This window comes from Nocardioides abyssi (assembly GCF_030412915.1).
Lineage (GTDB): Bacteria > Actinomycetota > Actinomycetes > Propionibacteriales > Nocardioidaceae > Nocardioides > Nocardioides abyssi.
Window position 1 is genome coordinate 551,772 of the sequence record NZ_JAUHJR010000001.1, and the last position, 25,592, is coordinate 577,363.

Below are 25,592 nucleotides of genomic sequence, written 5' to 3' on the forward strand. Positions count from 1 at the left end.
CGACGCCCGCCCAGGACCCGCCGGCCCCGACCCTCACCGCCCCTCGAACACCGGCTTCTGCTTGGCGACGAACGCGTCGACGGCGGCGCGGTGGTCCTCGGTGGCGCCGGTGAGCTGCATCATCGAGGACTCGAAGGCGACGGCCTCGGCGAAGGTGTGGCCGGCGGCGTACGCCACCGACCGGCGGATCGACCCGAGCGCGACCGTCGGGCCGGCGGCGAGGCGGACGGCCAGGGCACGCGCCTCCTCGGCGAGCGTGTCGGGGGAGTGCAGCGAGGTCGCGAGGCCGAGCTCGAGCGCCTCGGCGGCAGGCACGGTGCGCGGCAGGTAGAGCAGCTCGAGCGCCTTGGCCCGGCCGACCAGCAGCGGCAGGTGGTAGCTGGCGCCGGTGTCGCAGGAGAGGCCGACGTTGGCGAAGGCCAGGTTGAAGCCGGCGGTGTCGGCGACCAGGCGCAGGTCGCAGGCGAAGGCGAGGCTGGCGCCCGCACCGGCGGCGACGCCGTTGACCGCGGCGACGACCGGCTTGGCCATGCCGGCGAGCGCGGTGACGATCGGGTTGTAGTGCTCGTCGACGGTGGAGAACAGCGCCTCGCTGCCGCCGCTGTGCAGCAGCTGCACGTGCTCCTTGAGGTCCTGGCCGGTGCAGAACGCCCGGCCGGTGCCGGTCAGCAGCACAGCCCGTACGGCGGCGTCCTCGGCCACCGTCTGGACGATCTCGCGCAGCAGCACCTTGGTCGCCACGTCGAGGCTGTTCATCGCGTCGGGACGGTTGAGCGTGATGGTCGCGACGCCCTCGGAGACGTCGAGGAGCACGGGCGCCTGGGACGCGTCGGGCGTGGTGGTCGTGGAGGTCATGCGGGGCAGTCTGCCGGGCCGGGCAGGCAGCGGGCGACGAACCGGTCCGCCCCGGCCTTGAGCCGGTCGGCCTCGGCCGCGAAGTGCCGCGCCGCCACGTCGCGCGGCCAGTCGTCCGGCAGCACCTCCGCAGGCAGCCCCGGGTCGGCGAAGAGGAACTTGCGCCACTCGTGGACGAGGTGGAAGCGGGCCGCGAAGGCCGCCTCGTCCGGGTCGTCGTGCGCGGCGAGGTGGCCGGCGACCAGCTCGCCCGCCACGGCCGACCACCCGGCGTACGACGCGTGGAGCGCCGCCAGTTCCCACGCCTCGACCGGGGAGGGCTCGAGGTCGCGGGCGCGGCCGGTCCGCGCGGTCGCACCGGCCCGGGTGAGCACGCCGGCGAGCTCGGGGCTCGCGACCGGCCCGACCCACACGGTGTCGGCCAGCTCGGCGTACCCGAGGTAGGCGAGGTCGGCGCGCAGCCGGCCCCGGGCGCTGCGGTCGGCGGGCGGCGTGACCAGCACGAGGTGCCAGTGTCCGTCCCAGGGCTCGTCGCGGCGCCGGTAGATCCGGGCCCGCGCCTCGTCGAGGCGACGGGTGGCCTGGTCGGTGGCGCGGTAGCCGCGGCCGTCGGGCAGCCCGACGGGCTCGAGCCAGCCCTGGATGACCATCCGCGAGATCGCGGTGCGAACGGCCGGTGCGGCGATCCCGACCGGTGCGAGCAGGCGCACGAGCGCGGCGACCGGCGCCTGCGAGCCACGCGCGCGCAGGTGGTCGCCGTACAGGTCGAAGAGGGCCGACCGCGCGTGCATGACCGCAGTCTCCCAGCCCGGCCGGGGCCCGCGCCGGGGCGTCCCACGGGCCGAGGTGTGGGGACCGGTCACGCTCGCGCCACCGATGGGGGATAATGGAGGTCACACGGCTGGCGGGGCGCCTGGACCTCGTCGGTCTCGAGGACTGCAACACGAGAAGAGGTGCCGGGATGGCGGCAATGAAGCCACGAACGGGTGACGGTCCGCTCGAGGTCACCAAGGAGGGCCGCGGCATCGTCATGCGCGTCCCCCTCGAGGGCGGCGGTCGTCTGGTCGTCGAGCTCAACGCCGAGGAGGCCGGTGACCTCGGCGACGCCCTCAAGGCCGTCGTCGGCTGACGCCGGCCACGAGATCGCCCCGCGCCGCGTCGTGCCCCCCACCTCGTCCGACCGTCCTCGCGCCACCCCCACCCTCCCGTCCCAGGTCTCGCCGCCCCGGCTCGCGCTGAGCGCGGCCAGGCCGCTCGCGGTCGACGGCGTGGAGGTGGTGGCGCTCCCGGTCGTCCCGGGTGAGGGGGAGGGCGCGGCGCCGGTCCTCGGCCCGGGTGCCGAGGAGGTCACCGAGCAGCTCGGCATCGACCTGCTCGCGCTGCTCGAGGCCGAGCGGTCCAGTGGCGAGGCCGGTCGGGTCGTCGCCAGCCCGGTGCCGCTCGGCGGCCCCGACCAGGCGTCGCTGCGGCGGGTGCTGCTGGTCGGCGTCGGTGCGCAGCGCCCCGCGGACTTCCGCAAGGCCGGTGCCGCCCTCGCGCGGGCCGTCAAGGACGTCGGCGCGGTCGCGACCACGATCCCGGCGCTGGACCCCGACACCGGCCTCGAGCCGTTCGTGGTCGGGCTGGTGCTGGGCTCCTTCGGGTTCTCCTGGCGCTCGCGGCCGCCGGAGCACGTGCCGGTCGAGCAGGTCGTGCTGGCCGCGCTCGACCCGAAGCCGTACGACGCCGCGCTGCGCCGCGCGCTGGCCGTGGCCGGCGCGGGCTGGCGCTCGCGCACGCTCGCGACCGTCCCCTCCAACCTGAAAAGCCCCGCCTGGCTCGCCGAAGAGGCCCGTCGCCTCGCCGACGAGGCCGGCCTGGGCTACCGCGTCTGGGACGAGCAGCAGCTCGCGGCCGAGGGCTTCGGCGGCATCCTGGGCGTCGGTCAGGGGTCCGCGACCCCGCCGCGCCTGGTGCAGCTGGACTACGCGCCGCGCCGCGCCGGGCGGCGTACGCCGACGGTCGTGCTGGTCGGCAAGGGCATCACCTTCGACACCGGCGGGCTGTCGATCAAGCCCGCCCAGGCGATGGCCAACATGAAGCGCGACATGACCGGCGGTGCCGTCGTGCTCGCCACCATGGCCGCGCTGGCCGACGTGGGCTGCCCGGTCCGTGTCGTGGGCCTGGTGCCGATGGCCGAGAACGCCGTCTCCGGCGACGCCCTGCGCCCGGGTGACGTCGTGCGCCACTGGGGCGGGCGGACCACCGAGGTCACCAACACCGACGCCGAGGGGCGTGTGGTGCTGGCCGACGCGCTGGCGTACGCCGTCTCCGAGCTCGACCCGACCGTGGTCGTCGACGTCGCCACGCTCACCGGCGCGATGAAGGTCGCGCTCGGCCAGCAGGTGGGCGGCTTCTTCGCCAACCGCGAGACCCTGGCCGCCGCGATCGCCGCCGCCGGTGAGGCGTCCGGCGAGCCGCTGTGGCGGATGCCGCTGGCCGAGGTCTACGAGGACAAGCTGGCCTCGAAGGTCGCCGACGCCGACAACGCCGCGGGCGGCCCCGGCGCGATCACCGCCGCGCTCTTCCTCCAGCACTTCGTCGGCGACGTCCCGTGGGCGCACCTCGACGTGGCCTCGGTCGGCGACGCGCCGGCCGACCAGGACGAGTGGACCGAGGGGCCGACCGGCTTCGGCGCCCGCGCCCTGCTGGCCTGGCTCGGCGGGGACGCCCCGCTGGACGGCATCGCATGACCTGCCCCGAGGCCGGCGCGTGAAGGGGCTGAGCATCCGCTGGTCGCTCGCGGACGCGCCCGACGGCGTCGAGGAGCAGCTGGCGTCGTACGTCGCGGAGACCTCCCACGCCCGCTTCACCGGCATGGCCGGGCTGCGGTTCAAGACCTGGCGGGTGCGGCCGGGCGAGTGGTTCGAGGGGCTCTACCTGTTCGCGACCGACGAGGCGCGAGCGGCGTTCCAGGAGGAGTTCACCGCCGGCGCGGCCGACGTGCCGGGCTCGCGGATGGTCGGCGCCCCGCCGGTGCTCATCGAGGCGTGGGACGTCGTGGCGGTCGCGGAGGGCTGGGAGGGCTTCCAGGCGACGCCGCGCGGCTGACCTCGCGCAGCGCGGCCGTCGCCCCGGCCAGGTAGCGCTCGACGACGGCCTTCTCGTCGTCGTCGAAGTCCTCGTCCAGCGCGCGCAGCGCGACGAGCATGGGGGAGAGGTGCGCGAGCACCTCCTGGCGGCCGGTGTCGGTCAGGTGCAACTCGGTGCGGCGGCGGTCGGCGTCGTGCGCGCGGCGTACGACGTGGCCGCGCGCCGCGAGCCGGTCGACGATGCCGGTGGACGCGGCCGTGGAGACACCCAGCAGGCGCGCGAGCTCGGCCGGGCCGACCGACCCGCGACCGAGGTGCTGGAGCGCGACCATCTCGTGCTCGCTGAGCCCGGCGGCGCGCGCGACGGTGTGCCGCATCCGCACCCCTGCTTCGACGAGGTCGCGGAGGGCACCGAGGAGGGAGCGTTGCTCCGGCACTTGTCTCACCTGCTTAGCATCTTCGTACCTGAACCAATCGTACGTCCCCGAGGAGAACCGCCGTGTCCGACCACCGAGCCCACCCCGTCACGTCAGTGATCGTGGCGCGGCGCACGGCCTGGCTCTTCGCCTTCCTCCCGCTGGTCGCCGCCCTGCTCGGCCTGGTGCTGCTCGGTGAGGGCGACCGCGAGCAGACCCCCCTCGACCAGCTCCCGCGCGACCTCGACTCCACGCTCGCCACCGAGCTCGAGCAGCGGCTGCCCGACGAGGGCTCCGACACCGCCGTCGTGCTCTGGACCGCCGACGAGGGCGAGCTCGACCAGGACGCCCTCGGCGAGCTCCGCGCGACCGCCGAGGAGCTCGGCGCGGTCGGCGGCGGCCCGGACGGGCCGGTCTCGGTCGCCGAGGACGGCACCGCCGCGATCGCGATCGTGCAGGTCGCCTCGGGGTCGGCCACCGACGTCGCCGACGAGGTCGAGGACCTCCGCACGCAGCTCGACGAGTCCGCACCCGACGGCGTGACCGCGCAGGCCACGGGCCCGGCGGCCGTCCAGGCCGACCTGGCCGCGGTCTTCGACGGAGCGAACTTCCGCCTGCTGGCCGTGACCGCGACCGTCGTGGCGTTCCTGCTGGTCATCACCTACCGCAGCCCCGTGCTGTGGATCATCCCGCTGCTCGTCGTCGGCGTCGCCGACCGCTTCGCCGCGATCGCCGCGACCCAGGTGATGGCCGCCCTCGACGTCGCGTGGGACGAGTCGACGGTCGGGATCCTGTCCGTGCTGGTCTTCGGTGCCGGCACCAACTACGCCCTGCTGCTGATCTCCCGCTACCGCGACGAGCTGCGGCACGTCGAGGACCGGTACGCCGCCATGACCACCGCCCTCGCCCGGACCGCCGAGGCGGTGCTGGCCAGCGCCACCACCGTGGTGCTCGGCCTGCTCACGCTGCTGCTCTCGGTCATCCCGACCACCCGCGGCCTCGGCCTGGCCTGCGCCGTCGGCGTCGTGGTCGCGGCGTTCTTCGCGCTCGTCGTGCTGCCGGCGCTCCTCGTGCTCTTCGGCCGCTGGGTCTTCTGGCCGAAGGTGCCCCGCACCGGCCAGGCCGCGCTCGTCGACATGGACTCCTTCTGGCACCGCGTCGGCGACCGGGTGGCCCGTCGCCCCGCCGTCTTCGCCACTGCGACCGTCGCGGTGATCGCCGCCCTCTCCATCGGCCTGCTCGGCGTGAGCACCGGCCTGGACCAGGACGAGCAGTTCCTCGACGAGCCCGAGGCGATCTCCGCCTCCAACCGGCTCGCCGAGTCCTTCCCCGCCGGCCTCACCGACCCCACGCGTGTCGTCACCACCGCCGACCCGCGCGAGGTGGGCAAGGCGCTGGAAGGTGTCGAGGGCGTCTCGCAGGTGCAGCCCGGCCCCGAGGGCGACGGCGTCGCCCAGCTCAACGTGGTGCTCGCCGGCGACCCCGGCTCCGACGAGGCCGAGGACACCATCGCCGCCATGCGCGCGGCGGTCGAGGACCTCGACGAGACCCACGTCGGCGGCACCGAGGCCACCGCGATCGACGCCCGCGAGGGTGCCGCGCGCGACCGGCTGCTGATCCTGCCGCTGATCCTCGCGCTGGTGCTCGGTGCGCTGCTGCTGCTCCTGCGCTCCGTCGTCGCCCCGCTGGTGCTGGTCGCCACGGTGCTCGGCACGTACGCCGCATCGATGGGCGCCGCCTGGTGGCTCTTCACCGGACCGCTCGGCTTCTCCGCGCTCGACGAGTCGGTGCCGCTGCTGGCGTTCCTGTTCCTCGTCGCGCTCGGCGTCGACTACAACATCTTCCTCGTCACCCGGGCCCGCGAGGAGGCCGCCGCCCACGGCTCCCGGCAGGGGATGCTCCGCGCGCTGGCCGCCACCGGTGGCGTCATCACCAGCGCCGGTGTGCTCCTCGCCGCCGTCTTCGCGGTCCTCGGCGTGCTGCCGCTGGTCGTCCTCGCCCAGGTCGGCACGGTCATCTGCATCGGTGTCCTGCTCGACACCCTGCTCGTCCGCACCGTGCTCGTCCCCGCCGCCGCCCTGCTCCTCGGCGACCGGTTCTGGTGGCCGCGGAAGGTGCGCGCCTGAGGGGTCGGCGTACGACGTCTCGTGCTGCTGAGCGTGCGCTCTGGCGCTCGCTGGGCAGCACGAGGCCGGATCGGGCCGGCAGGATCCGACCGATGGGTCAGACGGTCGGTCAGCAGGTCAGTCGGACTCGGGGTTCCAGGTCTTCTTCGCGACGAGCAGCCCGTCACCGACGGGGAGCATCAGGCTCACCAGGTCGGGGTGCTCGACGACGGCGCGGCCGAGGTCGCGGATGGCGACGGTCTCCTCGTCGCGCTGGGCCGGGTCGGCCACGCGGTCGTGCCACAGCGCGTTGTCGAAGGCCACCACGCCGCCGGGGCGCAGCAGGCGCAGTGCCTCGGTGAGGTAGGCGGCGTACTCGCGCTTGTCGCCGTCGCAGAAGACCAGGTCGTAGTGGCCGTCGGTGAGCCGGGGGAGCACGTCGAGAGCGGCGCCGGAGATGGTGCGGGCGCGCTGGCTGGCGATGCCGGCCTCGGTGTAGGACTGACGCGCGAGGCGCTGGTGCTCGGTCTCGATGTCGACGGTGGTGAGCACGCCGTCGCCGCGCATGCCGCGCAGCATCCACAGGCCGGAGACGCCGGTGCCGGTGCCGATCTCGACCACCGCGCGGGCGTCGAGGACGGAGGCGAGGAAGCGCAAGGCTGCGCCGGCGCCGGGGCCGACCGGGACCACCCCCACCTCCTGGGCGCGGGCGCGCGCCGCGGCGAGGACCTCGTCCTCGGCCACGAACTCCTCGGCATAGCTCCAGCTGGCAGCACTCACCGGCGTCGTCGTCACCGGGCGAACCTACCGCGCCGCGAGCCCGGGCATCACCCGGCGCACCCGGGAACGTCGAGACGTGCCCGCGCGTTGGCAGGGACGTGGGCGACCGGCTCACAGGGATCTCTCAGCGAACGCACCTACGGTGAGGGGGACGCAGTGGTCAGGTGGAGAGGGACCGTCATGGACGAGCGGGGCGCAGCACCCGGTCCGGAGCAGGCCAGCACCCCCGGGGTGCCCACGTGGGACGAGGTCGTCGAGCAGCACTCTGACCGCGTCTACCGCCTGGCCTACCGGCTGACCGGCAACCGCCACGACGCCGAGGACCTCACCCAGGAGGTCTTCGTGCGGGTCTTCCGCTCGCTGTCGGGCTACACGCCGGGCACGTTCGAGGGCTGGCTGCACCGCATCACGACCAACCTCTTCCTCGACCAGGCCCGCCGCAAGCAGCGCATCCGCTTCGACGCGCTCTCCGACGAGCGGGCCGACCGGCTGACGAGCGCGTCGCCGGCACCCGAGGCGGCGTACGCCGACCAGCGCTTCGACGACGACGTGGAGCGCGCCCTGGCCACCCTGCCGCCCGACTTCCGCGCCGCGGTCGTGCTGTGCGACGTCGAGGGCCTCTCCTACGAGGAGATCGCCGAGATCCTCGGCGCCAAGCTCGGCACGGTCCGCTCCCGCATCCACCGCGGCCGCGCGATGCTGCGCAAGGCGCTCGCGCACCGGGCGCCCGCCGACGGCCGGCAGCGGTACTCCGGCCCCGTCGGCCACGACGCCCTCGTCCCCGGCGGCGAGCGGTGATGGGCCCGCTGATGGGTCCGCTGAGCGGCCACCTCGGCGCCAAGGTCAGCGCGCTCCTGGACGGCCAGCTGCCGGCCGACGAGGCCGAGCGCGCCTGGGCGCACGTGCACACCTGCCACGCCTGCCGCGACCTCGTCGAGCGCGAGGGCTGGGTCAAGACCCGCCTGGTCGGCCTCTCGATGGGCGACTGCGGCGGGGCCCCCGACTCGCTCAAGGGCGCCCTGCGCTGCGGTCCGGCCGAGGCGGCGGGGATGCCGCCGGGCGACGTGTTCCTCGCGATGGCCGCGGAGCGCGAGCAGCACCGCGGACGACGTACGGCGGGCCTCGTGGCGATCGGCGGTGGCGCGGTCGGCGCCGCGGTCATGGGCGTCATCGCGCTCGGCGCCGCCCCGGCCGACGCCCCGCCGGCCGACCGCCGCGCGCCGGTCACCCAGATCGGCACGACCACCCCCGGTCCCACGTCGACGCCCACCCCGGGCCCGGCGTTCCTGCGCCGCCCCTGACCGCACGGTCGGGGCCGACCAGCAGCCCGTCATGATGGGCACGTGAACGACGAGCAGGCCGGTCCGGACGGCACCGAGGAGACCCGGCCGCTGGGTCCGGCGCCCGCCGGCGGCGACTCGTGGGTCCCGCCGACCGCGCAGCCGCGGCCGATGCAGTGGGACGCGCCGCGCCCAACGAGCGCGCCGACGCCCTACCCCCAGCCGTTCGGCCAGGCCCCCGGTTACGGCCAGGACCAGGGCTTCGGCCAGACCCAGCCGTACCCGCAGGCCGCGCCCTACGGCCAGCCCTACCCGGCCCCGCCGGCGGCCCCCCGCGGCCGCGTGCCGGGGTGGCTGTGGCCGCTGGTCACCGCGCTGGCGCTGGTCGTCGGCGTGGCCGGGGGCGTGCTGGGCAGCATCGTCCACGACGAGCTCCAGGAGGGCTCCGGCTCCTCGCTGGTCGGCTCCGGCCTCGGCGAGGACACGGTGCGCACCGAGCCGCCGCTGGAGGTCGACGACGGCACGGTCGCCGCGGTCGCCCAGGAGCTGCTGCCGAGCACCGTGCAGATCGCCGCGGAGTACGAGGGCGAGGCCAACGGCGCCACCGGCTCGGGCTTCGTGCTCGACAGCCGCGGCCACGTCGTCACCAACAACCACGTGGTGGCCGACGCCGCCTCCGACGACGGCGCGATCCAGATCGTCGACCAGGACGGCAACCGGTACGACGCGGAGGTGGTCGGGCGCAGCCCGGTCTACGACCTCGCCGTGCTCTACGCCGAGGAGGTCGAGGGGATGAAGCCCGCAGCGCTCGGCGCCTCCACCGAGCTGCTCGTGGGCGAGGGCGTGGTGGCGATCGGCTCGCCGCTCGGGCTGCGGGCGACCGTCACTGCCGGCATCGTCAGCGCGCTCCAGCGGCCGGTCACAACCGGCGACTCGGCCAACGACTCGTCCTACATCAATGCCGTCCAGACCGACGCGGCGATCAACCCCGGCAACTCCGGCGGCCCGCTGGTCAACCTCCGCGGCCAGGTCGTCGGCGTGAACTCCGCGATCGCCACGACCGGCGGCGGCATGCTCGGCGGCGAGTCGGGCAACATCGGCGTCGGCTTCGCGATCCCCATCGAGCAGGTCCGGGTGACCGCCGACCAGATCCTGCGGACCGGCAAGGCCAGCTACCCGGTCATCGGCGCCCAGGTGCAGACCGGTCGGCGCGACGGGTCGGGGGCGACGATCGAGGAGGTCCTCGACGACACCCCGGCCGCGGAGGCCGGCCTGGAGGCCGGCGACGTGGTCGTCGCCGTCGACGGCGAGCGGGTCACCGACGGCATCGCGCTGATCGTCTCGATCCGCACCCACCAGCCGGGCGAGACGATCGCCTTCACCGTGGTGCGCGACGGCGACGAGCGGAAGGTCGAGGTGACGCTCGGCTCCGAGACCGGCTGACGCCGGCTCGGCCGGGGCTCGGCGGCTACTCGCCGCGCGGCTCGGCGTCGACGTACGGGTGCTGGTCGACGAAGGTGCGCGTCTCGTCGTACATCCGCTGGATGAAGTCCTCCAGCTGGCTGGCCTCGACCCGCCACTGGCCGCGCCCGCCGATCTTGATGGCGGGCAGCTCGCCGCGGCGCACCAACGCGTACACCTGCGCGCTCGAGGTGTTGAGCACCTCGGCGACGTCGGCGAGCGTGAGGAAGCGGGGCGTACCTGCCATGGGCCCATCGTGGCACCTCCCACCCCCAGGACCCCGGAGCAGCCCCGCGGCCTGTGGACGGAGCTGCCTGTGGATGACGGGGTGACGGCCGGCCCGCCGATCTGCACACTGTCCGCGTGGCCTCGGAACCCGCTCCCTCCCCGCCGCCCGCGACGCGCACCGGCACGCCCGGCTGGCGCGACCCCCGCCTCTGGATCGGGGTGCTCGTCGTGGCGGCCTCCGTCGTGCTCGGGGCCCGCATCGTCGACGGCGCCGACGACACGGTGCAGGTCTGGGCGGTGGCCGCCGACCTCGGCGCCGGCGACCGGGTGGAGGAGGCGGACCTGGTGGCGCAGCGCGTGCGGTTCGCCGACCCGGAGACCCAGGGCCGCTACTTCGCGGTCGACGACCAGCTGCCGCCGGACCTGGCCCTGGTGCGTGGGGTCGGAGCCGGTGAGCTGCTGCCCCGCGCCGCGGTCGGCTCGACGGAGGACACCGGCACGGTCTCGGTGCCGCTCGCGGTCGACCTCGTCCCGCCGGCGGTGCGCGAGGGGTCGGTCGTCGACGTCTACCTGACCGGCTCGGCCGGCACCCCCGACGGGCCCGTGCTCGACGACGTGGTCGTGGTCGACGTGCCCGCCCTCGACGACGGTTTCGGGGCCTCCGGCCAGCGGCAGCTCGTGGTCGCGGTGCCGGAGGAGGACGCGGAGGAGTTCTTCGCCCGCCTGGCCCGGGTCGAGGCACCCGTCACGACCGTCACCCAGGTCTCGTGAGCGGTCCGATGAGCCCGGTCGTCGTCCTGGTCGTCGGTGGTGGCGCGGGCTGGGAGTCCGAGGCGCTGCGGCGCTTCGAGGAGCGGCGCGACGTCGTCGTGCTCAAGCGGTGCGTGGACGTCGACGACCTGCTGGCCGCCGCCTCGGCGGGCCGGGCCGACGCAGCCGTGGTCGGTGTCGACGCGCCGGGGCTGGACGCCGCCGCCGTCGAGCACCTGCGCCACCACGGTGTGCAGCCGGTCGCGGTGGTGCCCACCGACGCCGTCGACGCCGGCCGGTTGCGTGCCTCCCGCGTCGGCATCGGGCCGGTCGTCGACGAGGCGGCGCTCCACCTGCTCGCGGACGCGGTGGTCGCCGCGGTCCACACGCCGGACGCGCCACCCACGGTGCCGCGCCACGGCTCGGTCCCGATGACGGACGCCGGGCCGGCCGGGCGGTCGGGCACAGGCCTGGACGGAGCCCCGGACGACGCCGACGCCGGCGTCCCGAGGTCGCGGGGCCGGGTGATCGTGGTCTGGGGCCCGGCGGGCGCGCCGGGTCGCACGACGACCGCCTCGGCCGTGGCCGCCGAGCTCGCGCGGCGTCGCCGTCGCACGGTGCTCGTCGACGCCGACCCGTACGGCGGGACGGTGGCCCAGCAGCTCGGCATCCTCGACGAGGTCTCGGGGCTCCTCGCGGCGACCCGGCTGGCGACGGCGGGCACGCTGGCCGACGGCTTCACCTCGGTCCAGCGCGGCCTCGACCAGCACCTGAGCGTGGTCACCGGGCTGCCCCGGGCGGACCGGTGGTCGGAGGTGCGGGCCGGGACGCTGGAGCACCTGCTTGAGGTCGGCCGAGGTCACGGGGACGTCGTCGTCGACACCGGCGCCCACCTCGAGGAGGACGGCCTCGACCCCGGCCGGCCGGGCCGCAACCGGCTCACCCTCGAGGCGGTCGGGTCGGCCGACGAGCTGCTCGTCGTCGGCACCGCCGACCCGGTCGGCCTCTCCCGCCTGGCGCGCGGCCTGGTCGAGCTCGCCGAGGTGACCGGCGGGGCCCCGGTGCGCGTCGTGGTCAACCGCATGCGCCCGACGCTGGGCTGGTCGGAGAAGGACGTGGCCGCGATGGTGCGGGGCTTCGGCCGGGTGGCGTCGTTGCACTTCGTGCCGGAGGACCGCGCCGGGGTCGACCGCGCCCTGGTCGCCGGGCGCACCCTGCTGGAGTCCGGCGACTCTCCCGTGACCCGGGCCGTGGCGACGCTGGTCGACGCCCTCGCGCCGCCGGCCGCACCACCCGCCGGGGCGGGCGGCGCGGCCGGGTCCGGGCCCGGGTCGGTCAGGCGGCGAAGAGGAGGTAGAGACCGCCGGCGGTGAAGAAGACCATCGCCAGCAGCAGCGGCAGCTGGCCGGTGAGCTGGTGCCGCTTGGGCAGCAGCTTGATGGCCCGGTCGTGGGCGGCCACGACGCCGACGACGTGCCCGAGCACCACGGCGAGCACCTTGGTGTTGGCCAGCAGCGTCGGGTGGTAGGAGAGCCAGTAGTTGACGCTCCAGTCGCCCGTGCCGAGCAGGTCCTGCCCGGTGCCGAGCGGGTCGCTGGCCTGGATCAGCGTCAGCTGGCCGACCTCGACGAGGTAGGTCAGGTAGTGGGCGACCATGTAGCCGACGATGATCGGCACGACGGAGTGGGCGAACCGGTCGGGCAGGCTCCACCGCGGCGTGTCGGGCCCGACCCCGGTGGCGGCGGTGCCGACCGCGAAGACCAGCCCCACGCCGACGACGAAGCCGAGCAGCGCGAGGTTGTTGAGCAGCGCGACGGAGGTCTCGCTGGACTGGATGTGGCGCACCCAGAACGACGACTCCCGGAAGGAGTCGTAGGCCGTCGATCCGAAGAGCACCGCCATCACCGCGACCAGGCCGGGCCGGACGGTGACCGAGTCGAGGTTCGCCAGCGGGCTCCGGACGACCAGCTGCCCGTCGCGCCGGCCCCAGGGGGAGAGCTTGGCGATGAGCGAGGAGTAGACCTCGAACGGGTCGGCGCGCTCGTAGAAGGTGTTGCCGAACAGTGCGCCGCCGAGCAGCATCACGGCGACGTACGTCGCGACCCACAGCCGCACCGGGCCCAGCTCGGTGGAGAACTGGTAGACCAGCTCCATCCACACGAACGCGTAGAGGCCGATCGCCGCCGGCCACACGCCGAGCCGCTCGGGGTAAGTGAACACCCCGTGATCGGGGTCGCTGCCGGAGAGCTTGGCGAAGGCCAGGTTGATGGTGCGGACCGGGCTGATCGCCTTCCACACCGGGCCGAGCAGCAGCGAGAGCGGCACCAGGCCGACCCACCACCACACGTAGAACATCCCGAACACGGGATTGGTCAGCAGGTCCTGGCCCAGCACGGCGGCGTACGCGCCGTAGGCGAAGACCGCCATGCCGAGCACGCGCAGGACGACGCGGAACGCCGTGGAGTCCACGACCTCCTGGACGAACGCGAGCGCCGGTCGGCCGGAGGTGGCAGCGTCGTACCTCGGGGAGCGCCACGCGAGGGCCAGCACGGTGAAGGACACCGTCAGCGCGGCCACCGCGCCGGCGATCGCCAGCTCGGGGGAGATCGGCAGGTCCTTGGCGCCGCCGATCCCGTGGGCGAGGTACCGCCCGTCGCTCACCGGACCTCGAGCTGCACGATCACCTGGTCGAGGTCGTGCGACTCGACCTCGACGACACCCGGCTGGTCCAGGGTGATGGGCAGGGTCGTGGTGCCGGCGCCGTACTGCAGCGTCTGCTCGGGCGTGGCGTGGACGTGGATCTCGCCGCCCTCGTCGGCCTGCACGACCAGCTCGACCTCCTCGTCGACACCCACCTCGACACGCTCGCCGTTCGGCGTGACCGTGCCGCCCTCGAAGGTGACCTCGATGGTCTGCGTCTCGCCGGAGGTCTCGGGTGCGGGCTCGTCGTCGCCGCAGGCGGCGGTGCCGAGCGCGAGGGCCAGGACCGCGGCGCCGGCCGCGAGTCGTCGCGTGGTGTGCATGGTGTGGCAGTCCTCGTGGGTTCGGGGGGTGACGTCTGCCAGAATCGCACGTTGAGCAAGCCAGGACGGGTACGGGTCCTCCGACACCGCCTGACCGATGACCACCACCACGACGGGGGAGTGAGCGACCGATGAGCGAGCGGCTGCGGCCCCGCGACCTCGCCCTCCTCGCCGAGGAGACCCCGACCACGCCGGCGCACAACGCCACGGTCGAGATCTTCGAGTGCGCCGAGTCGGGCTTCGACCACGACCGGCTCGTCGAGCTCATCCGCGACCGCATCTCGTTCGTGCCGCGCTACCGCCAGCGCCTCCAGCAGGTGCCCGGCCGGGTCGCCAACCCGGTGTGGGTCGACGACGAGCACTTCGACATCGGCTACCACGTGCGGCGCTCGGCGCTGCCGCGTCCGGGCACCCAGGACCAGCTGCGGGAGCTGGTCGGCCGGATCGTCTCGCGGCCGCTGGACCGCAGCCGGCCGCTGTGGGAGATGTACCTCGTCGAGGGGCTCGCCGGCGGTCGCGTCGCGCTGCTCTCCAAGGCCCACCAAGTGCTCGTCGACGGCGTCGACACCGTCGACCTCGGCCAGCTGCTGCTCGACGTGACCGCCGAGCCGAAGGTGCTCGGCGGGGACGAGTGGATGCCGCGCCGCCGTCCCTCGACCGCCGCGATGCTGGCCGAGGCCGCCCGCGACTCCCTCACCGACCCGCGCACCGCGCTCGACACCGCCCGCGGGACCACCGGATCGCTGCTGCGCGCCGCCGAGACCACCGCCGGCACCGCCGGTCGCGTGGTCGGCGGGCTCGCCGGTCGTCGGCCCCAGCGCGCCGGCGCGCTCGGCGGTCCGCTGTCCCAGCAGCGCCGCGTGGTGACGGTCGAGACCCGCCTGCAGGACTACCGCAAGGTGCGCGACGTCCACGGCGGCACCGTCAACGACGTCATCCTGGCGACCATCACCGGCGGCCTGCGCGCCTGGCTGATGACCCGCGACGAGTCGCTGCGCGGCTTCCGCCGGATCCGCGCGGTCGTGCCGGTCTCGGTCATCGACACCGAGCTCGAGGCCACCTCGCTGGGCAGCCAGATCGCCGCGCACTACGTCGACCTCCCCGTCGGCGAGGCCAGCCCGGTCGTGCGGCTGCACCAGGTCAGCTACTCCTTCCAGGCCCACAAGGAGACCGGCCGCGGCGTCGCGGCCAACCGGCTCGCGGGCATCGCCGGCTTCGCGCCGACCACCTTCCACGCGATCGGGTCGCGGCTGGCCGCCCGGGAGGTGCGGCGCGGCTACCAGCTCAGCGTCACCAACGTGCCGGGTCCGCAGTCGGCGCTGTACGCCGCCGGCGCCCGGATGGTGGCCAGCTACCCGGTCCACCCGCTGGTCCAGGGCCACCCGCTGGCCGTCGGCGTGACGTCGTACGACGGCGGGGTCTACTACGGCCTCACCGCCGACCGCGACCAGCTGCCCGACGCCGACCTGCTCGGCACCTGCATCACGGAGGCGCTCGACGAGCTCCTCGACACCGTCAACGGCGGCCGGCCCCGCGCGCGCCGTGGGCGGCGGGCCACCGGCGGCCGCACCGGCGCCGCCACCAGCGGCACGCCGCGCCGCCCGGCCCGACCCAGCGGGAGCAGCTCGTGAGGATCTACCTGCCCACCACCCTGCGCGGGCTGGCCGAGCTGCACGCGGCCGGCGAGGTCCCGGCGGGCGCCGACCGCGTGGTCGCCCCCGACGACACCGAGGAGGGGGAGTACGCCGCGTTGCTGGGCGCCGCCGACGCCTCCGCAGCGCTGCTGGACGGTCCCGGACGCCGGGTCGTCGTCGTGGCCGAGCTGCCCGACGGGGCCGACCCGGACGGACCGGTGCCGATGCGTCGCGTGGTGGCGGTGCACGCCGACGTCGAGGACCGGCCGGCCGACGCCGATCCCGACGAGGACCTCGCGTGGTTCGCGACCCAGGAGATCGAGTTCCTCATCTCTGGCTGAGGCTCGTACGGTGGCGACCATGGACGCCACCACCACGCCGCCGGCTCCCACCAACGAGCCGAACCTGACCTACGCGCCGGGCAGCGCCGAGCGCGACGCCCTGCTCGCGCAGGTCGCCGTGCTGGAGAAGGACCGCGCCGACCTGCCGGCGTACATCGGTGGCGAGTGGCGCGCGGGCGGCGGCCCGGAGATCCAGGTCGTCCAGCCGCACGACCACCAGCACGTGCTGGGCGTGACGCGCGGCGTGACGACCGCCGACGCGGAGGCCGCGGTCCAGGCGGCCCGCGCGGCCGCGCCGGGCTGGCGCGACCTGCCGTTCGACGAGCGCGCGGCGGTGCTGCTGCGCGCCGCGGACCTGCTCGCCGGCCCGTGGCGCCAGCGGCTCAACGCCGCGACGATGCTCGGCCAGTCGAAGACGGCGTTCCAGGCGGAGATCGACGCGGCGTGCGAGCTCATCGACTTCTGGCGGTTCAACGTCCACTACGCGGCCCAGATCATGCGTGAGCAGCCGATCGCCAACAGCCCCGGGGTGTGGAACCGCACCGACCACCGCCCGCTCGAGGGCTTCGTCTACGCGATCACGCCGTTCAACTTCACCGCGATCGCCGGCAACCTGCCGACCGCGCCGGCGCTCATGGGCAACACCGTCATCTGGAAGCCCTCGCCGACCCAGCAGCTCGCTGCGTCGTTGACGATGCAGCTGCTCGAGGAGGCCGGTCTGCCCCCGGGCGTCATCAACATGCTGCCCGGCGACGGGCTCGACGTCTCCCGGGTCGCGCTCGCCAGCCCCGACCTCGCCGGCATCCACTTCACCGGCTCCACGCCGACGTTCCAGCACCTGTGGCGCACCGTCGGGGAGAACATCGGCTCCTACCGCGCCTACCCGCGGCTGGTCGGCGAGACCGGCGGCAAGGACTTCGTGCTCGCCCACCCCTCCGCCGACCCCGACGTCGTGCGGACCGCGCTGATCCGTGGCGCCTTCGAGTTCCAGGGACAGAAGTGCTCCGCCGCCTCCCGGGCGTACGTCGCCCGCTCGGTGTGGGACGCGATGAAGGACGACCTGCTGGCCGAGGTCGAGGCGATCCGCGTCGGCGACGTCCGCGACCTGTCGACGTTCATGGGTGCCGTCATCGATGAGCGCGCCTTCGCCAAGCACCGCACCGCGATCGAGCGGGCGCAGGCCACCGACGGGCTCGACGTGCTGGTCGGCGGGCAGACCGACGACTCGACCGGCTGGTTCGTCCGGCCGACGGTCGTCGAGGGCGGTGACCCGACGGACGAGATGTTCTCCACCGAGTACTTCGGCCCGATCCTCGCGGTCCACGTCTACGAGGACGGCGACTTCGAGAAGGTCGCCCGCCAGATGGAGTCGGCCGCGCCGTACGCCTTGACCGGCGCCGTCATCGCCCGCGACCGCCGGGCCATCGCGTGGGCGTCGGAGGAGCTGCGCTTCGCGGCCGGCAACTTCTACGTCAACGACAAGCCCACCGGTGCCGTCGTGGGCCAGCAGCCGTTCGGCGGCGGCCGCGCGTCAGGCACCAACGACAAGGCCGGGGCCGCGCTCAACCTGCTGCGCTGGACCTCGCCGCGCTCGATCAAGGAGACCTTCGTGCCCGCGACCGACTACCGCTACCCGTCCATGGGCTGAGCGATGACCCCCCTCCACCTGGGCGCCCTCCACCCGATGGAGCAGGCGCTGACCCTGCTGCTCGCCTTCGGCCCGTTCCTCGTGCTCGGCGTGGTCATCGTGCTGCGCCGGCGGCAGGAGGAGCAGGAGCTGGACGGTGAGCCCGAGGACGTCGAGCGTCGGGGCGTCGAGGACTGATCCCCGCCCACTCGGTCGCGGATCAGTCGAGCAGGCCGCCGAGGTCGGTGGCCGGGAGCGGCGGGCCGTCGATGCCGACGGTTACGCACAGCAGGTCGGTCAGCTCGGCCGACCGCGCCGCGAGGTGGTCGTCGAGGCAGTACCGCCGACCCTCGACGCGGTCGACGACCACGTCGTTCACCACGGCGTACGCCGGCACGATCATCAGCGACAGCAGGACGCGGGCGAGCATGCCCCGCCAACGAGCAGCGCCCGGCCGGGTCACCGCCGGCCGGGGCCGGTCCGGACCAGCCGCCCGGGCTGGTCATGTCGGGCCGGACATATCAGGGGAGTCCTGCACATATCGGGGGAGATCTGCCCCGATATGTGCAGGAGTCACCGGTTAACCGGTGACCCCTGCACCCGGCCGACCGGCCACCAGCGGCCCCAGCGGCCCTCAGCGGGCGAGGTACTCCCGACCGACGGTGTTCTCGACGCGGAGCGACTTGAGCAGCATGTCGCCGACGAGGGACTCGATCTTGCCGGCGACGAGCGGGATGCGGACGGTGATGGTCAGCTCGACGTGCTCGGTGGTGCGGCCGGCCTCGTCGACGAGGCGGACGGTGCCGGTCATCTCGCCGGGCTTGCCGGGGATGGTGACCTTGACGTCGCACTCGGTGGGCGAGGTCCAGGTCTCCTCCTGGATGATCTCGATCTCGTCGCCGACCAGCTTCTTGGCGAACGACGGGATCCCGTCGGCGGGCTGCCACTGCTGGATGCGCACGACGGCGCCGTCGGTGAGGTCCTCGCCGGAGACGGTCACGTCGTGGCGCAGCACGCCGGACCGGTCGGCGACCTGCTCGCGGAACGACGCGTCGGTGAGCATCGCGTAGACCGCGCTCGCCGGCGCGTCGTAGGTCAGGTCGTGGCTGATCTGCTTGGCCATCAGGCCCCCTTCAGGTACGCCGTGCCGACACCCTGCTCGGCGTCGAGGCCGGCGACGATCTTCTCGGACATGAGCTTCTCCAGCTTGCCGCCGATGAGCGGCACCTTGACCTTCACCTCCAGCTCGACCACCTCGCGGGTGGTCGACCCCTCGGGGCGGAGCGTGACGGTCCCGGTGACGGTGGTCGGCTTGCCGGGCGCCTCGATGCGCACCGTGCCCGAGGTGGAGTCGGCCCACTCCTCGTGCTGCACCGCGCGGGTCGTCTCGCCGGCGAAGGTGCGCGCGAACGACGGCAGGTCGTCGGTGCGCTGCTCCTGGTCGACGGTGAGGGTGAACCCGGTGCCGGTCCGCTCGAGGGTGACCTCGGCGGAGACGACACCCATCGCGTTGCACACCGCCTCGCGGAACGCCGCGTCGGCGAGCATCTCGAAGACGGCCTGCGGCGGCGCGTCGTAGACCAGGTCGTGGCGCAGCTTCATGGGCGCCATCATGCCGGGCCACGTGGAGGCCCCCGCCGTGTTGAGGCGCAGGTCACGACGGCCTAGGGTCACGGAGGTGTCAAGGGCGACGCAGGACCGGGACAAGGCCGAGCTGATCGGCAGGGCGATCGAGGTGGCCAGGTCGGGCCGCGGGAGCGGCGGGCCACCGCACGGGAGCGTCGACCGGCTGTTGCGGGCCTACTACCGCCACGTCGCCCCCGAGGACCTGGTCGAGCGCACCGAGGCCGACGTGTACGGCGCCCTCGCGTCCCACCACCGGCTCGCGGCGGACCGGCCGCAGGGCCGCGCCGCGGTGCGGGTGTCGACGCCGACCCTGGCCGAGCACGGCTGGTCGGCGGCCGGCCACTCGGTGGTCGAGGTCGTCGTCGACGACATGCCGTTCCTCGTCGACTCGCTGACGATGGAGCTCTCCCGCACGCTGCACGACGTGCACGTCGTGGTGCACCCGCTCTTCGACGTGGTCCGTGACATCACCGGCGCGCTGCAGAAGGTCAGTCCCGTCGAGGACGGCTCGAAGCAGCCCGCCGACGGCGCGGTCCGCGAGTCGTGGATGCACGTCGAGATCGACCGGGTCGCCGAGGACGAGGACGTCGCGGCGCTCGAGGACGACATCCAGCGGGTGCTCGGCGACGTCCGCGAGGCGGTCGAGGACTGGGAGAAGATGCACGCCCGTGTCCGCGAGATCGTCGACGGCCTGGAGCAGGACCCGCCGCCGCTGGACGGCGAGGAGGTCCGGCAGGCCCGCGAGCTGCTGACCTGGCTGGCCGATGAGCACTTCACGTTCCTCGGCTACCGCGAGTACCACCTCGAGGAGCGCGACGGCCACGACCACCTGCGCGCCGACCCCGGCACCGGGCTGGGCATCCTGCGCTTCGACCCGCCGCAGTCCGAGGAGTCGGGCCGACTGCCCGAGAAGGTCAGCGCCAAGGCCCGGGAGCGGACGCTGCTCGTGCTGGCCAAGGCCAACTCGCGCTCCACGGTCCACCGGCCGGCGTACCTCGACTACGTCGGCGTCAAGACGTTCGACGCGGCCGGGCAGGTCGTGGGCGAGCGGCGCTTCCTCGGGCTGTTCTCCTCCGCGGCGTACACCGAGTCGCTCATGCGGATCCCGCTGGTGCGGGAGAAGGCCGCCGCGGTGCTGGCCCGCTCGGGCTTCGACCCGCTCAGCCACGCCGGCAAGGCGCTGCTCAACACCCTGGAGACCTACCCGCGTGACGAGCTCTTCCACACCCCGGTCGAGGAGCTCGCGCCCGTCGCGGAGGCGGCGATGCAGGCGCGCGAGCGGCGCGCGGTGCGGGTCTTCGCCCGCGTCGACACCTACGGCCGCTACGTCTCGGTGCTCGTCTACCTCCCGCGCGACCGCTACAACACCGCGGTGCGCGAGCGGTTCGCCGCGATCCTCCTCGAGCACCTGGCGGGGGAGTCGGTCGAGTTCACCGTCCGGATCGACGAGTCCACCACCGCGCGCGTCCACTTCGTCGTGCACCTGCCGCGGGGTGCGGCGGCCACGGCGAGCGGACCGGGTGGCCTGGACGACGACGGCCTCGTCGACACCGCCGACCTGGAGCGGCGGCTCACCGAGGCCAGCCGCAGCTGGCGCGACGACTTCGCCGCGGCGGTGCTGGCCGAGCACGGCGAGGAAGCCGGTACGGCGCTCGGCCGGCGCTACCTCGAGGCGTTCCCGGCGGCGTACCAGGAGGACTTCGCGGCGCGCACCGCCGCGATCGACCTCGGCCGGCTCGAGGCGATCCCGGGCAGCGAGGGCATCGACCTGGCGCTGCACGAGGACCTGGACGCGGGCCGGGGCGAGGTGCGGCTGAAGGTCTACCGGATCGGCGAGCCGCTCTCGCTCTCGACCGTGCTGCCGATGCTGTCCTCGCTGGGTGTCGAGGTGGTCGACGAGCGGCCCTACGAGCTGGTCGGGCTGGACCGCCGGTCGTTCGTCTACGAGTTCGGGCTGCGGCACGGGGGCGACCTCCCGCCGCAGGCCCGCGAGCTGGTGCAGGACGCCCTGCGCGCGGTGTGGGACGGCTACAGCGAGACCGACGGGTTCAACGCGCTGGTGCTCGCGGCCGGGCTGACCTGGCGGCAGGCGTCGGTGCTGCGCGCCTACGCCCGCTACATGCGCCAGGGCGGCTCGCCGTTCGCCCTCAGCTCGATCGCCGCCGCGCTGACCGGCAACGTCGACCTGACCCGGCTGCTGGTAAAGCTGTTCGAGACCCGGTTCGACCCGGCGTACGACGACTCCGCGGACTCTGGGACGAGCAGAGACGCGCGCCAGGAACAGCTGCGCGGCAAGGTGCTGCGGGCGCTCGACGACGTGGTCAGCCTCGACCACGACCGGATCCTGCGCTCCTACCTCACCCACCTCGAGGCGACGATGCGCACCAACTACTTCCGCCCCGAGGACGACGTGCCGGGCGGGGCTCCGCGGCGCTACCTCTCCTTCAAGCTCGACCCGTCGCGGATCCCGGACCTGCCGGCGCCCCGGCCGCGGTTCGAGATCTTCGTGCACTCCCCGCGCGTGGAGGGCGTGCACCTGCGCTTCGGCTCGGTCGCCCGCGGCGGCCTGCGCTGGTCGGACCGGCGCGACGACTTCCGCACCGAGGTCCTCGGCCTGGTCAAGGCGCAGATGGTGAAGAACACCGTCATCGTGCCGGTCGGCGCGAAGGGCGGCTTCTACTGCAAGCAGCTGCCCGACGCCGGTGACCGCGAGGCGTGGATGGCCGAGGGCAAGGAGTGCTACCGCACCTTCATCCGCGGCCTGCTCGACGTCACCGACAACCTCGTCGACGGCGCGACGGTGCCGGCGCCGCACGTGGTGCGCCACGACGGCGACGACACCTACCTCGTCGTCGCCGCCGACAAGGGCACCGCCACGTTCTCCGACCTCGCCAACGGGGTCGCGACCGACTACGGCTTCTGGCTCGGCGACGCCTTCGCCAGCGGCGGGTCGGTCGGCTACGACCACAAGGCGATGGGCATCACCGCCCGCGGCGCGTGGGTCTCGGTGCAGCGGCACTTCCGCGAGCGGGGCATCGACTGCCAGGCGGAGGACTTCACCGCCGTCGGCATCGGCGACATGTCCGGCGACGTCTTCGGCAACGGCCTGCTGCGCTCGGAGCACACCCGGCTCGTGGCGGCCTTCGACCACCGCGACATCTTCCTCGACCCCGATCCCGACGCGGCGACGTCGTTCGCCGAGCGGCGCCGGCTCTTCGAGCTGCCGCGGTCGAGCTGGCAGGACTACGACACCTCGCTGATCTCCGAGGGCGGCGGCGTGTGGTCGCGGTCGGCGAAGTCGGTGCCGGTCTCGCCGCAGGTACGCCGCGCGCTCGGCCTGCCCGACGACGTCGAGCGGCTGACGCCCCACGAGCTGATCCGCGCGATCCTGTGCGCGCCGGTCGACCTGCTGTGGAACGGCGGCATCGGCACCTACGTCAAGGCCTCCGACGAGCCGCACACCGCGGCGGGCGACAAGGCCAACGACGCGATCCGCGTGGACGGCCGCGACCTGCGGGCGCGGTGCGTCGGCGAGGGCGGCAACCTCGGGCTGACCCAGGCGGGGCGGATTGAGTACGCCCTGCGCGGCGCCGGCGGCGAGGGCGGCCGGATCAACACCGACTTCATCGACAACTCCGCCGGGGTGGACACCTCCGACCACGAGGTCAACATCAAGATCCTGCTCGACCGGGTCGTCCGCGACGGCGACCTGACCACCAAGCAGCGCAACGCGGTGCTGGCCGAGATGACCGACGAGGTCGCCGACCTCGTGCTGCGCGACAACTACGAGCAGAACCTCGCGCTCGCCAACGCAGCCGCCCACGCGCCCTCGCTGCTGCACGTCCACGAGGAGTGGATGCGCCGCCTCGAGGACGAGGGCGTGCTCCGGCGCGAGGTCGAGGGGTTGCCCTCGCGGGCCGACGTGCGCCGGCGGCTCGAGCGGCAGGAGGGGCTGACCGTCCCCGAGCTGTCGGTGCTGCTGTCGTGGACCAAGATCGTCCTGGCCGACCAGCTGCTCGACTCCGACCTGCCCGACGACCCCTACCTCGAGCTCGACCTGCTGGCCTACTTCCCCCAGCCGGTGCGCGACGGGTTCGCCGCCCAGGTCGAGCGCCACCCGCTGCGGCGCGAGATCATCGTGACCCAGGTCGTCAACGACTTGGTCAACGGTGCCGGCATGACCTTCGTGCCGCGGCTGGCCGGCGAGACCGGTGCCGGCGTCGCCGACCTGACCCGCGCCAACTTCGTCGCCCGCGAGATCTTCGCCTCGCTGCCGCTGCGCCTGGAGCTGCAGGGCTACGACAACCGGATCGACGCCGCCGTGCAGACCCGGATGCGCATCGAGATGCGCACCCTCGTCGAGCGCGCCACCCGCTGGCTGGTCACCCACCGGCGGCCGCCGCTGGACAGCCGGGCGACGGTCGAGGAGTTCCGTGGCCCGGTGCAGGCGGTCGTCGGCCGGCTGCCGGAGCTGATGACCGGCCGCGAGCTCGCCGCGTGGGAGCAGCGTCGCGACCGGCTCGTGCGCGGCGGTGTCCCCGAGGACCTCGCGGACCGCGTGGCGGTGCTGTCGCCGGCGTACGCCGTGCTGGGCATCGTGGAGACCGCGAACCGTGAGGGGCTCGACCCCGCCGACGTGGCGCGCGTGCACTTCACCCTCGGCGAGCGGCTCGGCCTGCCCGAGGTGGTCCAGCGGATCGTCGCGCTGCCGCGCGAGGACCGCTGGCAGACCATGGCCCGCGCCGCGCTGCGCGAGGACCTGCAGTCGGTGCACGCCCAGCTCACCGCGCAGGTGCTGCGGGACACGACGGCCAACGACTCCGCTCCCGCCCGGGTCTCCGCCTGGGAGGACGCCGACGGCACGGTCATCGGTCGCGCCGCCGCCACGCTCGAGGAGGTCTGCGGCGACGACTCCGCCGACCTCGCCCGGCTGTCGGTCGGGTTGCGGGTCGTGCGGGGGCTGCTCACCTGACGGGGCGGGCGGCCTCGGCGGGTTTCGAGACGGTTGCCAGCGCAACCTCCTCAACCAGCCGGGGAGGCGGCCGGGTCGCCCCTCTAGGCTCGGCCGGGTGGACAGGCTGGTGGCGGCGGACGCGGTGCGGCTCGCGGCCCTGGTGAGCCTGGTGGTGGGCCTGCCGGCGTACGGCGGGGTCGCGGGGGCGGTGTTCTTCCTCGTGCTGGGCGGGACGGTCGTGCCGCGGGCGTTCTCCGCGCCGGGGGCGCTCGACGCGACGTACTGCCTCACGATCCTGGTCGCGGCGTGGGCCGCGGTGCTCGACTGGTACGTCGCGGTCCCGTGGCTCGACGTCGTCGTGCACGCGGCGGCGACCGGCCTGATCGCGGCGCTCGTGCAGTTCGTGCTGGTGCGGGTCGGGATGGCGTCGGCCGCCGAGACCGCGCTGCGCCTCCCGCGCACGGCCGTCATGGTGCTGACCGCCGCGACCGGCACCGCGCTGGCGGTCGTCTGGGAGCTCGGTGAGTGGTTCGGCCACACCTACCTCGACAGCCGGATCCAGGTGGGGTACGACGACACGATCGGCGACCTGGCCGCCGGCATGGTCGGCGCGCTGGTCGCCGGCGTGGCACTCGGCAGCGGCCTGCTGCTGCGCGGGGCCCGCCGGTGAGCCGCACCGCGCGCCCGCTGCCGACCGTCAGCGTGGTGATCCCCGCGCGCGACGACGCCCCCGCGCTGCGCCGCTGCCTGCAGCTGCTGGCCCACCAGACAGTGCCGCCGCTGGAGGTGGTCGTCGTCGACAACGGCTCGACCGACGACACCGCGGCGGTCGCCCGCTCGCTCGGCGCCCGCGTGGTCGAGGAGCCGGCGGTGGGCATCCCGCCCGCGGCGGCCACCGGCTACGACGCCGCCACCGGGGAGGTGATCGCCCGGCTGGACGCCGACTCCCGGCCCGGCCCGCGCTGGGTGGAGCGGGTAGCCCGCCGGATGGCCGACCCGGACCTCGACGCGGCCACCGGGATCGGCGCGTTCCACGACCTGCCGTGGGGTGTGCGGCACGTCGCGGCGGCGGCGTACCTCGGGGCGTACTACCTGCTCACCCACCTCGCCCTCGGCCACACCGCCCTGTGGGGCTCGAGCATGGCGCTGCGGCGCACCTCGTGGGAGGCCGTGCGCGCCGACGTGCACCGCGACGACCCCGAGCTCCACGACGACATGGACCTCGCCTTCGTGCTCGGCCCCGGCCGCCGGATCCGCCTGGACCCCATGCTCGTCGTCGGTGTCTCCGGCCGCAGCCTCCGCGGCCGCGCCCAGCTGCGCCGCCGGATGGACCGCGCCCGCCGCACGCTCGAGGTCAACTGGGCCGTCTCGCCGCCGTGGCTGCGGTGGCGGGACCGGTTCGTGCGCGGGCGGTCGTCAGGTTCATCGGGGCGCCGCTGAA

Annotated in this window: 26 protein-coding genes; 16 read left to right on the forward strand and 10 right to left on the reverse strand. The window is 74.4% G+C overall.

Annotated features, from left to right (window positions below):
• Positions 1-33 precede the first annotated feature (33 nt).
• Positions 34-855 (reverse strand): enoyl-CoA hydratase-related protein, encoded by an 822-nt coding sequence (locus QWY29_RS02670; protein WP_300959110.1) that lies wholly within the window; start codon positions 853-855, stop codon positions 34-36.
• On the reverse strand, positions 852-1,646 hold the full coding sequence (locus tag QWY29_RS02675; protein WP_300959111.1) for a PaaX family transcriptional regulator: 795 nt from the start codon (positions 1,644-1,646) through the stop codon (positions 852-854). Before QWY29_RS02675 ends, QWY29_RS02670 begins: the two co-directional genes overlap by 4 nt.
• A gap of 170 nt (positions 1,647-1,816) precedes the next feature.
• Between QWY29_RS02675 and QWY29_RS02680 the strand changes: the two genes are divergently transcribed.
• From QWY29_RS02680 to QWY29_RS02690, 3 genes are read left to right on the forward strand one after another with little or no spacing between them, the layout of a single operon-like run.
• Positions 1,817-1,984 (forward strand): DUF3117 domain-containing protein, encoded by a 168-nt coding sequence (locus QWY29_RS02680; RefSeq protein WP_194503637.1) that lies wholly within the window; start codon positions 1,817-1,819, stop codon positions 1,982-1,984.
• A gap of 31 nt (positions 1,985-2,015) precedes the next feature.
• Positions 2,016-3,587, forward strand: coding sequence for a leucyl aminopeptidase family protein (locus QWY29_RS02685; RefSeq protein WP_300959112.1), 1,572 nt, complete (start codon positions 2,016-2,018; stop codon positions 3,585-3,587).
• Between the two features lie 19 nt (positions 3,588-3,606).
• Positions 3,607-3,945: a hypothetical protein gene (locus tag QWY29_RS02690; RefSeq protein ID WP_300959113.1), complete on the forward strand. Its 339-nt coding sequence runs from the start codon at positions 3,607-3,609 to the stop codon at positions 3,943-3,945.
• On the opposite strand, the gene QWY29_RS02695 is transcribed toward QWY29_RS02690, so the two are convergent.
• Positions 3,875-4,363: a MarR family winged helix-turn-helix transcriptional regulator gene (locus QWY29_RS02695; protein WP_300959114.1), complete on the reverse strand. Its 489-nt coding sequence runs from the start codon at positions 4,361-4,363 to the stop codon at positions 3,875-3,877. The genes QWY29_RS02690 and QWY29_RS02695 overlap by 71 nt on opposite strands.
• A gap of 62 nt (positions 4,364-4,425) precedes the next feature.
• Here QWY29_RS02695 and QWY29_RS02700 point away from each other — a divergent pair, with 62 nt between their 5' ends.
• Positions 4,426-6,468, forward strand: a complete 2,043-nt coding sequence (locus tag QWY29_RS02700; protein WP_300959115.1) for an MMPL family transporter — start codon at positions 4,426-4,428, stop codon at positions 6,466-6,468.
• Between the two features lie 117 nt (positions 6,469-6,585).
• Here QWY29_RS02700 and QWY29_RS02705 read toward each other — a convergent pair whose 3' ends face one another.
• A complete protein-coding gene (locus tag QWY29_RS02705; RefSeq protein ID WP_300959116.1) occupies positions 6,586-7,242 on the reverse strand; it encodes an O-methyltransferase in 657 nt (218 codons plus the stop codon).
• 165 nt (positions 7,243-7,407) lie between these two features.
• Here QWY29_RS02705 and sigE point away from each other — a divergent pair, with 165 nt between their 5' ends.
• From sigE to QWY29_RS02720, 3 genes are read left to right on the forward strand one after another with little or no spacing between them, the layout of a single operon-like run.
• Complete coding sequence (gene sigE, locus QWY29_RS02710; protein WP_300959117.1) at positions 7,408-8,025, forward strand: RNA polymerase sigma factor SigE; 618 nt, start codon at positions 7,408-7,410, stop codon at positions 8,023-8,025.
• Between the two features lie 11 nt (positions 8,026-8,036).
• A complete protein-coding gene (locus tag QWY29_RS02715) occupies positions 8,037-8,528 on the forward strand; it encodes an anti-sigma factor (RefSeq protein WP_300959118.1) in 492 nt (163 codons plus the stop codon).
• A gap of 42 nt (positions 8,529-8,570) precedes the next feature.
• Positions 8,571-9,950 (forward strand): S1C family serine protease, encoded by a 1,380-nt coding sequence (locus tag QWY29_RS02720; RefSeq protein ID WP_300959119.1) that lies wholly within the window; start codon positions 8,571-8,573, stop codon positions 9,948-9,950.
• Positions 9,951-9,975: 25 nt separating this feature from the next.
• On the opposite strand, the gene QWY29_RS02725 is transcribed toward QWY29_RS02720, so the two are convergent.
• Complete coding sequence (locus QWY29_RS02725) at positions 9,976-10,215, reverse strand: helix-turn-helix domain-containing protein (RefSeq protein WP_300959120.1); 240 nt, start codon at positions 10,213-10,215, stop codon at positions 9,976-9,978.
• A gap of 116 nt (positions 10,216-10,331) precedes the next feature.
• Here QWY29_RS02725 and QWY29_RS02730 point away from each other — a divergent pair, with 116 nt between their 5' ends.
• On the forward strand, positions 10,332-10,967 hold the full coding sequence (locus tag QWY29_RS02730) for a hypothetical protein (RefSeq protein WP_300959121.1): 636 nt from the start codon (positions 10,332-10,334) through the stop codon (positions 10,965-10,967).
• A complete protein-coding gene (locus QWY29_RS02735) occupies positions 10,964-12,319 on the forward strand; it encodes a CpaE/TadZ family protein (protein ID WP_300959122.1) in 1,356 nt (451 codons plus the stop codon). Before QWY29_RS02730 ends, QWY29_RS02735 begins: the two co-directional genes overlap by 4 nt.
• Here QWY29_RS02735 and QWY29_RS02740 read toward each other — a convergent pair.
• Both QWY29_RS02740 and QWY29_RS02745 read right to left on the reverse strand, forming a co-directional pair.
• The gene (locus QWY29_RS02740) at positions 12,282-13,607 is read right to left on the reverse strand and encodes a hypothetical protein (RefSeq protein ID WP_300959123.1); all 1,326 of its coding nucleotides are present in this window, start codon (positions 13,605-13,607) and stop codon (positions 12,282-12,284) included. The two genes, QWY29_RS02735 and QWY29_RS02740, sit on opposite strands and share 38 nt — an antisense overlap.
• Complete coding sequence (locus QWY29_RS02745; RefSeq protein ID WP_300959124.1) at positions 13,604-13,969, reverse strand: hypothetical protein; 366 nt, start codon at positions 13,967-13,969, stop codon at positions 13,604-13,606. Before QWY29_RS02745 ends, QWY29_RS02740 begins: the two co-directional genes overlap by 4 nt.
• 131 nt (positions 13,970-14,100) lie before the next feature.
• Here QWY29_RS02745 and QWY29_RS02750 point away from each other — a divergent pair, with 131 nt between their 5' ends.
• The 4 genes from QWY29_RS02750 to QWY29_RS02765 are packed head-to-tail and all read left to right on the forward strand — an operon-like array spanning position 14,101 to position 17,769.
• The gene (locus QWY29_RS02750) at positions 14,101-15,600 is read left to right on the forward strand and encodes a WS/DGAT/MGAT family O-acyltransferase (RefSeq protein WP_300959125.1); all 1,500 of its coding nucleotides are present in this window, start codon (positions 14,101-14,103) and stop codon (positions 15,598-15,600) included.
• Positions 15,597-15,944, forward strand: coding sequence for a DUF6912 family protein (locus QWY29_RS02755; RefSeq protein ID WP_300959126.1), 348 nt, complete (start codon positions 15,597-15,599; stop codon positions 15,942-15,944). The genes QWY29_RS02750 and QWY29_RS02755 overlap by 4 nt, the downstream gene beginning before the upstream one ends.
• 19 nt (positions 15,945-15,963) lie before the next feature.
• Positions 15,964-17,592 (forward strand): L-glutamate gamma-semialdehyde dehydrogenase, encoded by a 1,629-nt coding sequence (pruA, locus tag QWY29_RS02760; protein WP_300959127.1) that lies wholly within the window; start codon positions 15,964-15,966, stop codon positions 17,590-17,592.
• 3 nt (positions 17,593-17,595) lie between these two features.
• Entirely contained in the window at positions 17,596-17,769 is a 174-nt protein-coding gene (locus tag QWY29_RS02765) for a hypothetical protein (protein WP_300959128.1), read from the forward strand.
• A gap of 22 nt (positions 17,770-17,791) precedes the next feature.
• Here QWY29_RS02765 and QWY29_RS02770 read toward each other — a convergent pair whose 3' ends face one another.
• The 3 genes from QWY29_RS02770 to QWY29_RS02780 all read right to left on the reverse strand — a co-directional run bounded on the left by QWY29_RS02770 (position 17,792) and on the right by QWY29_RS02780 (position 19,173).
• On the reverse strand, positions 17,792-18,001 hold the full coding sequence (locus QWY29_RS02770; RefSeq protein WP_300959129.1) for a hypothetical protein: 210 nt from the start codon (positions 17,999-18,001) through the stop codon (positions 17,792-17,794).
• A gap of 204 nt (positions 18,002-18,205) precedes the next feature.
• Positions 18,206-18,694 carry a DUF2505 domain-containing protein gene (locus QWY29_RS02775; RefSeq protein WP_300959130.1) on the reverse strand — a complete coding sequence of 163 codons (489 nt, stop codon included), beginning with the start codon at positions 18,692-18,694 and terminating at the stop codon, positions 18,206-18,208.
• A complete protein-coding gene (locus QWY29_RS02780) occupies positions 18,694-19,173 on the reverse strand; it encodes a DUF2505 domain-containing protein (RefSeq protein ID WP_300959131.1) in 480 nt (159 codons plus the stop codon). Before QWY29_RS02780 ends, QWY29_RS02775 begins: the two co-directional genes overlap by 1 nt.
• 76 nt (positions 19,174-19,249) lie before the next feature.
• On the opposite strand from QWY29_RS02780, the gene QWY29_RS02785 reads away from it, so the two are divergent.
• The 3 genes from QWY29_RS02785 to QWY29_RS02795 all read left to right on the forward strand — a co-directional run bounded on the left by QWY29_RS02785 (position 19,250) and on the right by QWY29_RS02795 (position 25,591).
• Positions 19,250-24,169, forward strand: a complete 4,920-nt coding sequence (locus tag QWY29_RS02785) for an NAD-glutamate dehydrogenase (RefSeq protein WP_300959132.1) — start codon at positions 19,250-19,252, stop codon at positions 24,167-24,169.
• A gap of 97 nt (positions 24,170-24,266) precedes the next feature.
• Entirely contained in the window at positions 24,267-24,821 is a 555-nt protein-coding gene (locus tag QWY29_RS02790; RefSeq protein WP_300959133.1) for a DUF2238 domain-containing protein, read from the forward strand.
• Complete coding sequence (locus QWY29_RS02795) at positions 24,818-25,591, forward strand: glycosyltransferase family 2 protein (protein ID WP_300959134.1); 774 nt, start codon at positions 24,818-24,820, stop codon at positions 25,589-25,591. The genes QWY29_RS02790 and QWY29_RS02795 overlap by 4 nt, the downstream gene beginning before the upstream one ends.
• The last annotated feature ends 1 nt before the right edge of the window (position 25,592 follow it).

Coding starts and splice junctions, on each gene's coding strand:
- QWY29_RS02770 (WP_300959129.1), bottom strand. CDS start 18,001: ATGCTCGCCCGCGTCCTGCTGTCGCTGATGATCGTGCCGGCGTACGCC.
- QWY29_RS02745 (WP_300959124.1), bottom strand. CDS start 13,969: ATGCACACCACGCGACGACTCGCGGCCGGCGCCGCGGTCCTGGCCCTC.
- pruA (WP_300959127.1), top strand. CDS start 15,964: ATGGACGCCACCACCACGCCGCCGGCTCCCACCAACGAGCCGAACCTG.
- sigE (WP_300959117.1), top strand. CDS start 7,408: ATGGACGAGCGGGGCGCAGCACCCGGTCCGGAGCAGGCCAGCACCCCC.
- QWY29_RS02715 (WP_300959118.1), top strand. CDS start 8,037: ATGGGTCCGCTGAGCGGCCACCTCGGCGCCAAGGTCAGCGCGCTCCTG.
- QWY29_RS02670 (WP_300959110.1), bottom strand. CDS start 855: ATGACCTCCACGACCACCACGCCCGACGCGTCCCAGGCGCCCGTGCTC.
- QWY29_RS02680 (WP_194503637.1), top strand. CDS start 1,817: ATGGCGGCAATGAAGCCACGAACGGGTGACGGTCCGCTCGAGGTCACC.
- QWY29_RS02750 (WP_300959125.1), top strand. CDS start 14,101: ATGAGCGAGCGGCTGCGGCCCCGCGACCTCGCCCTCCTCGCCGAGGAG.
- QWY29_RS02775 (WP_300959130.1), bottom strand. CDS start 18,694: ATGGCCAAGCAGATCAGCCACGACCTGACCTACGACGCGCCGGCGAGC.
- QWY29_RS02780 (WP_300959131.1), bottom strand. CDS start 19,173: ATGAAGCTGCGCCACGACCTGGTCTACGACGCGCCGCCGCAGGCCGTC.
- QWY29_RS02765 (WP_300959128.1), top strand. CDS start 17,596: ATGACCCCCCTCCACCTGGGCGCCCTCCACCCGATGGAGCAGGCGCTG.
- QWY29_RS02675 (WP_300959111.1), bottom strand. CDS start 1,646: ATGCACGCGCGGTCGGCCCTCTTCGACCTGTACGGCGACCACCTGCGC.
- QWY29_RS02725 (WP_300959120.1), bottom strand. CDS start 10,215: ATGGCAGGTACGCCCCGCTTCCTCACGCTCGCCGACGTCGCCGAGGTG.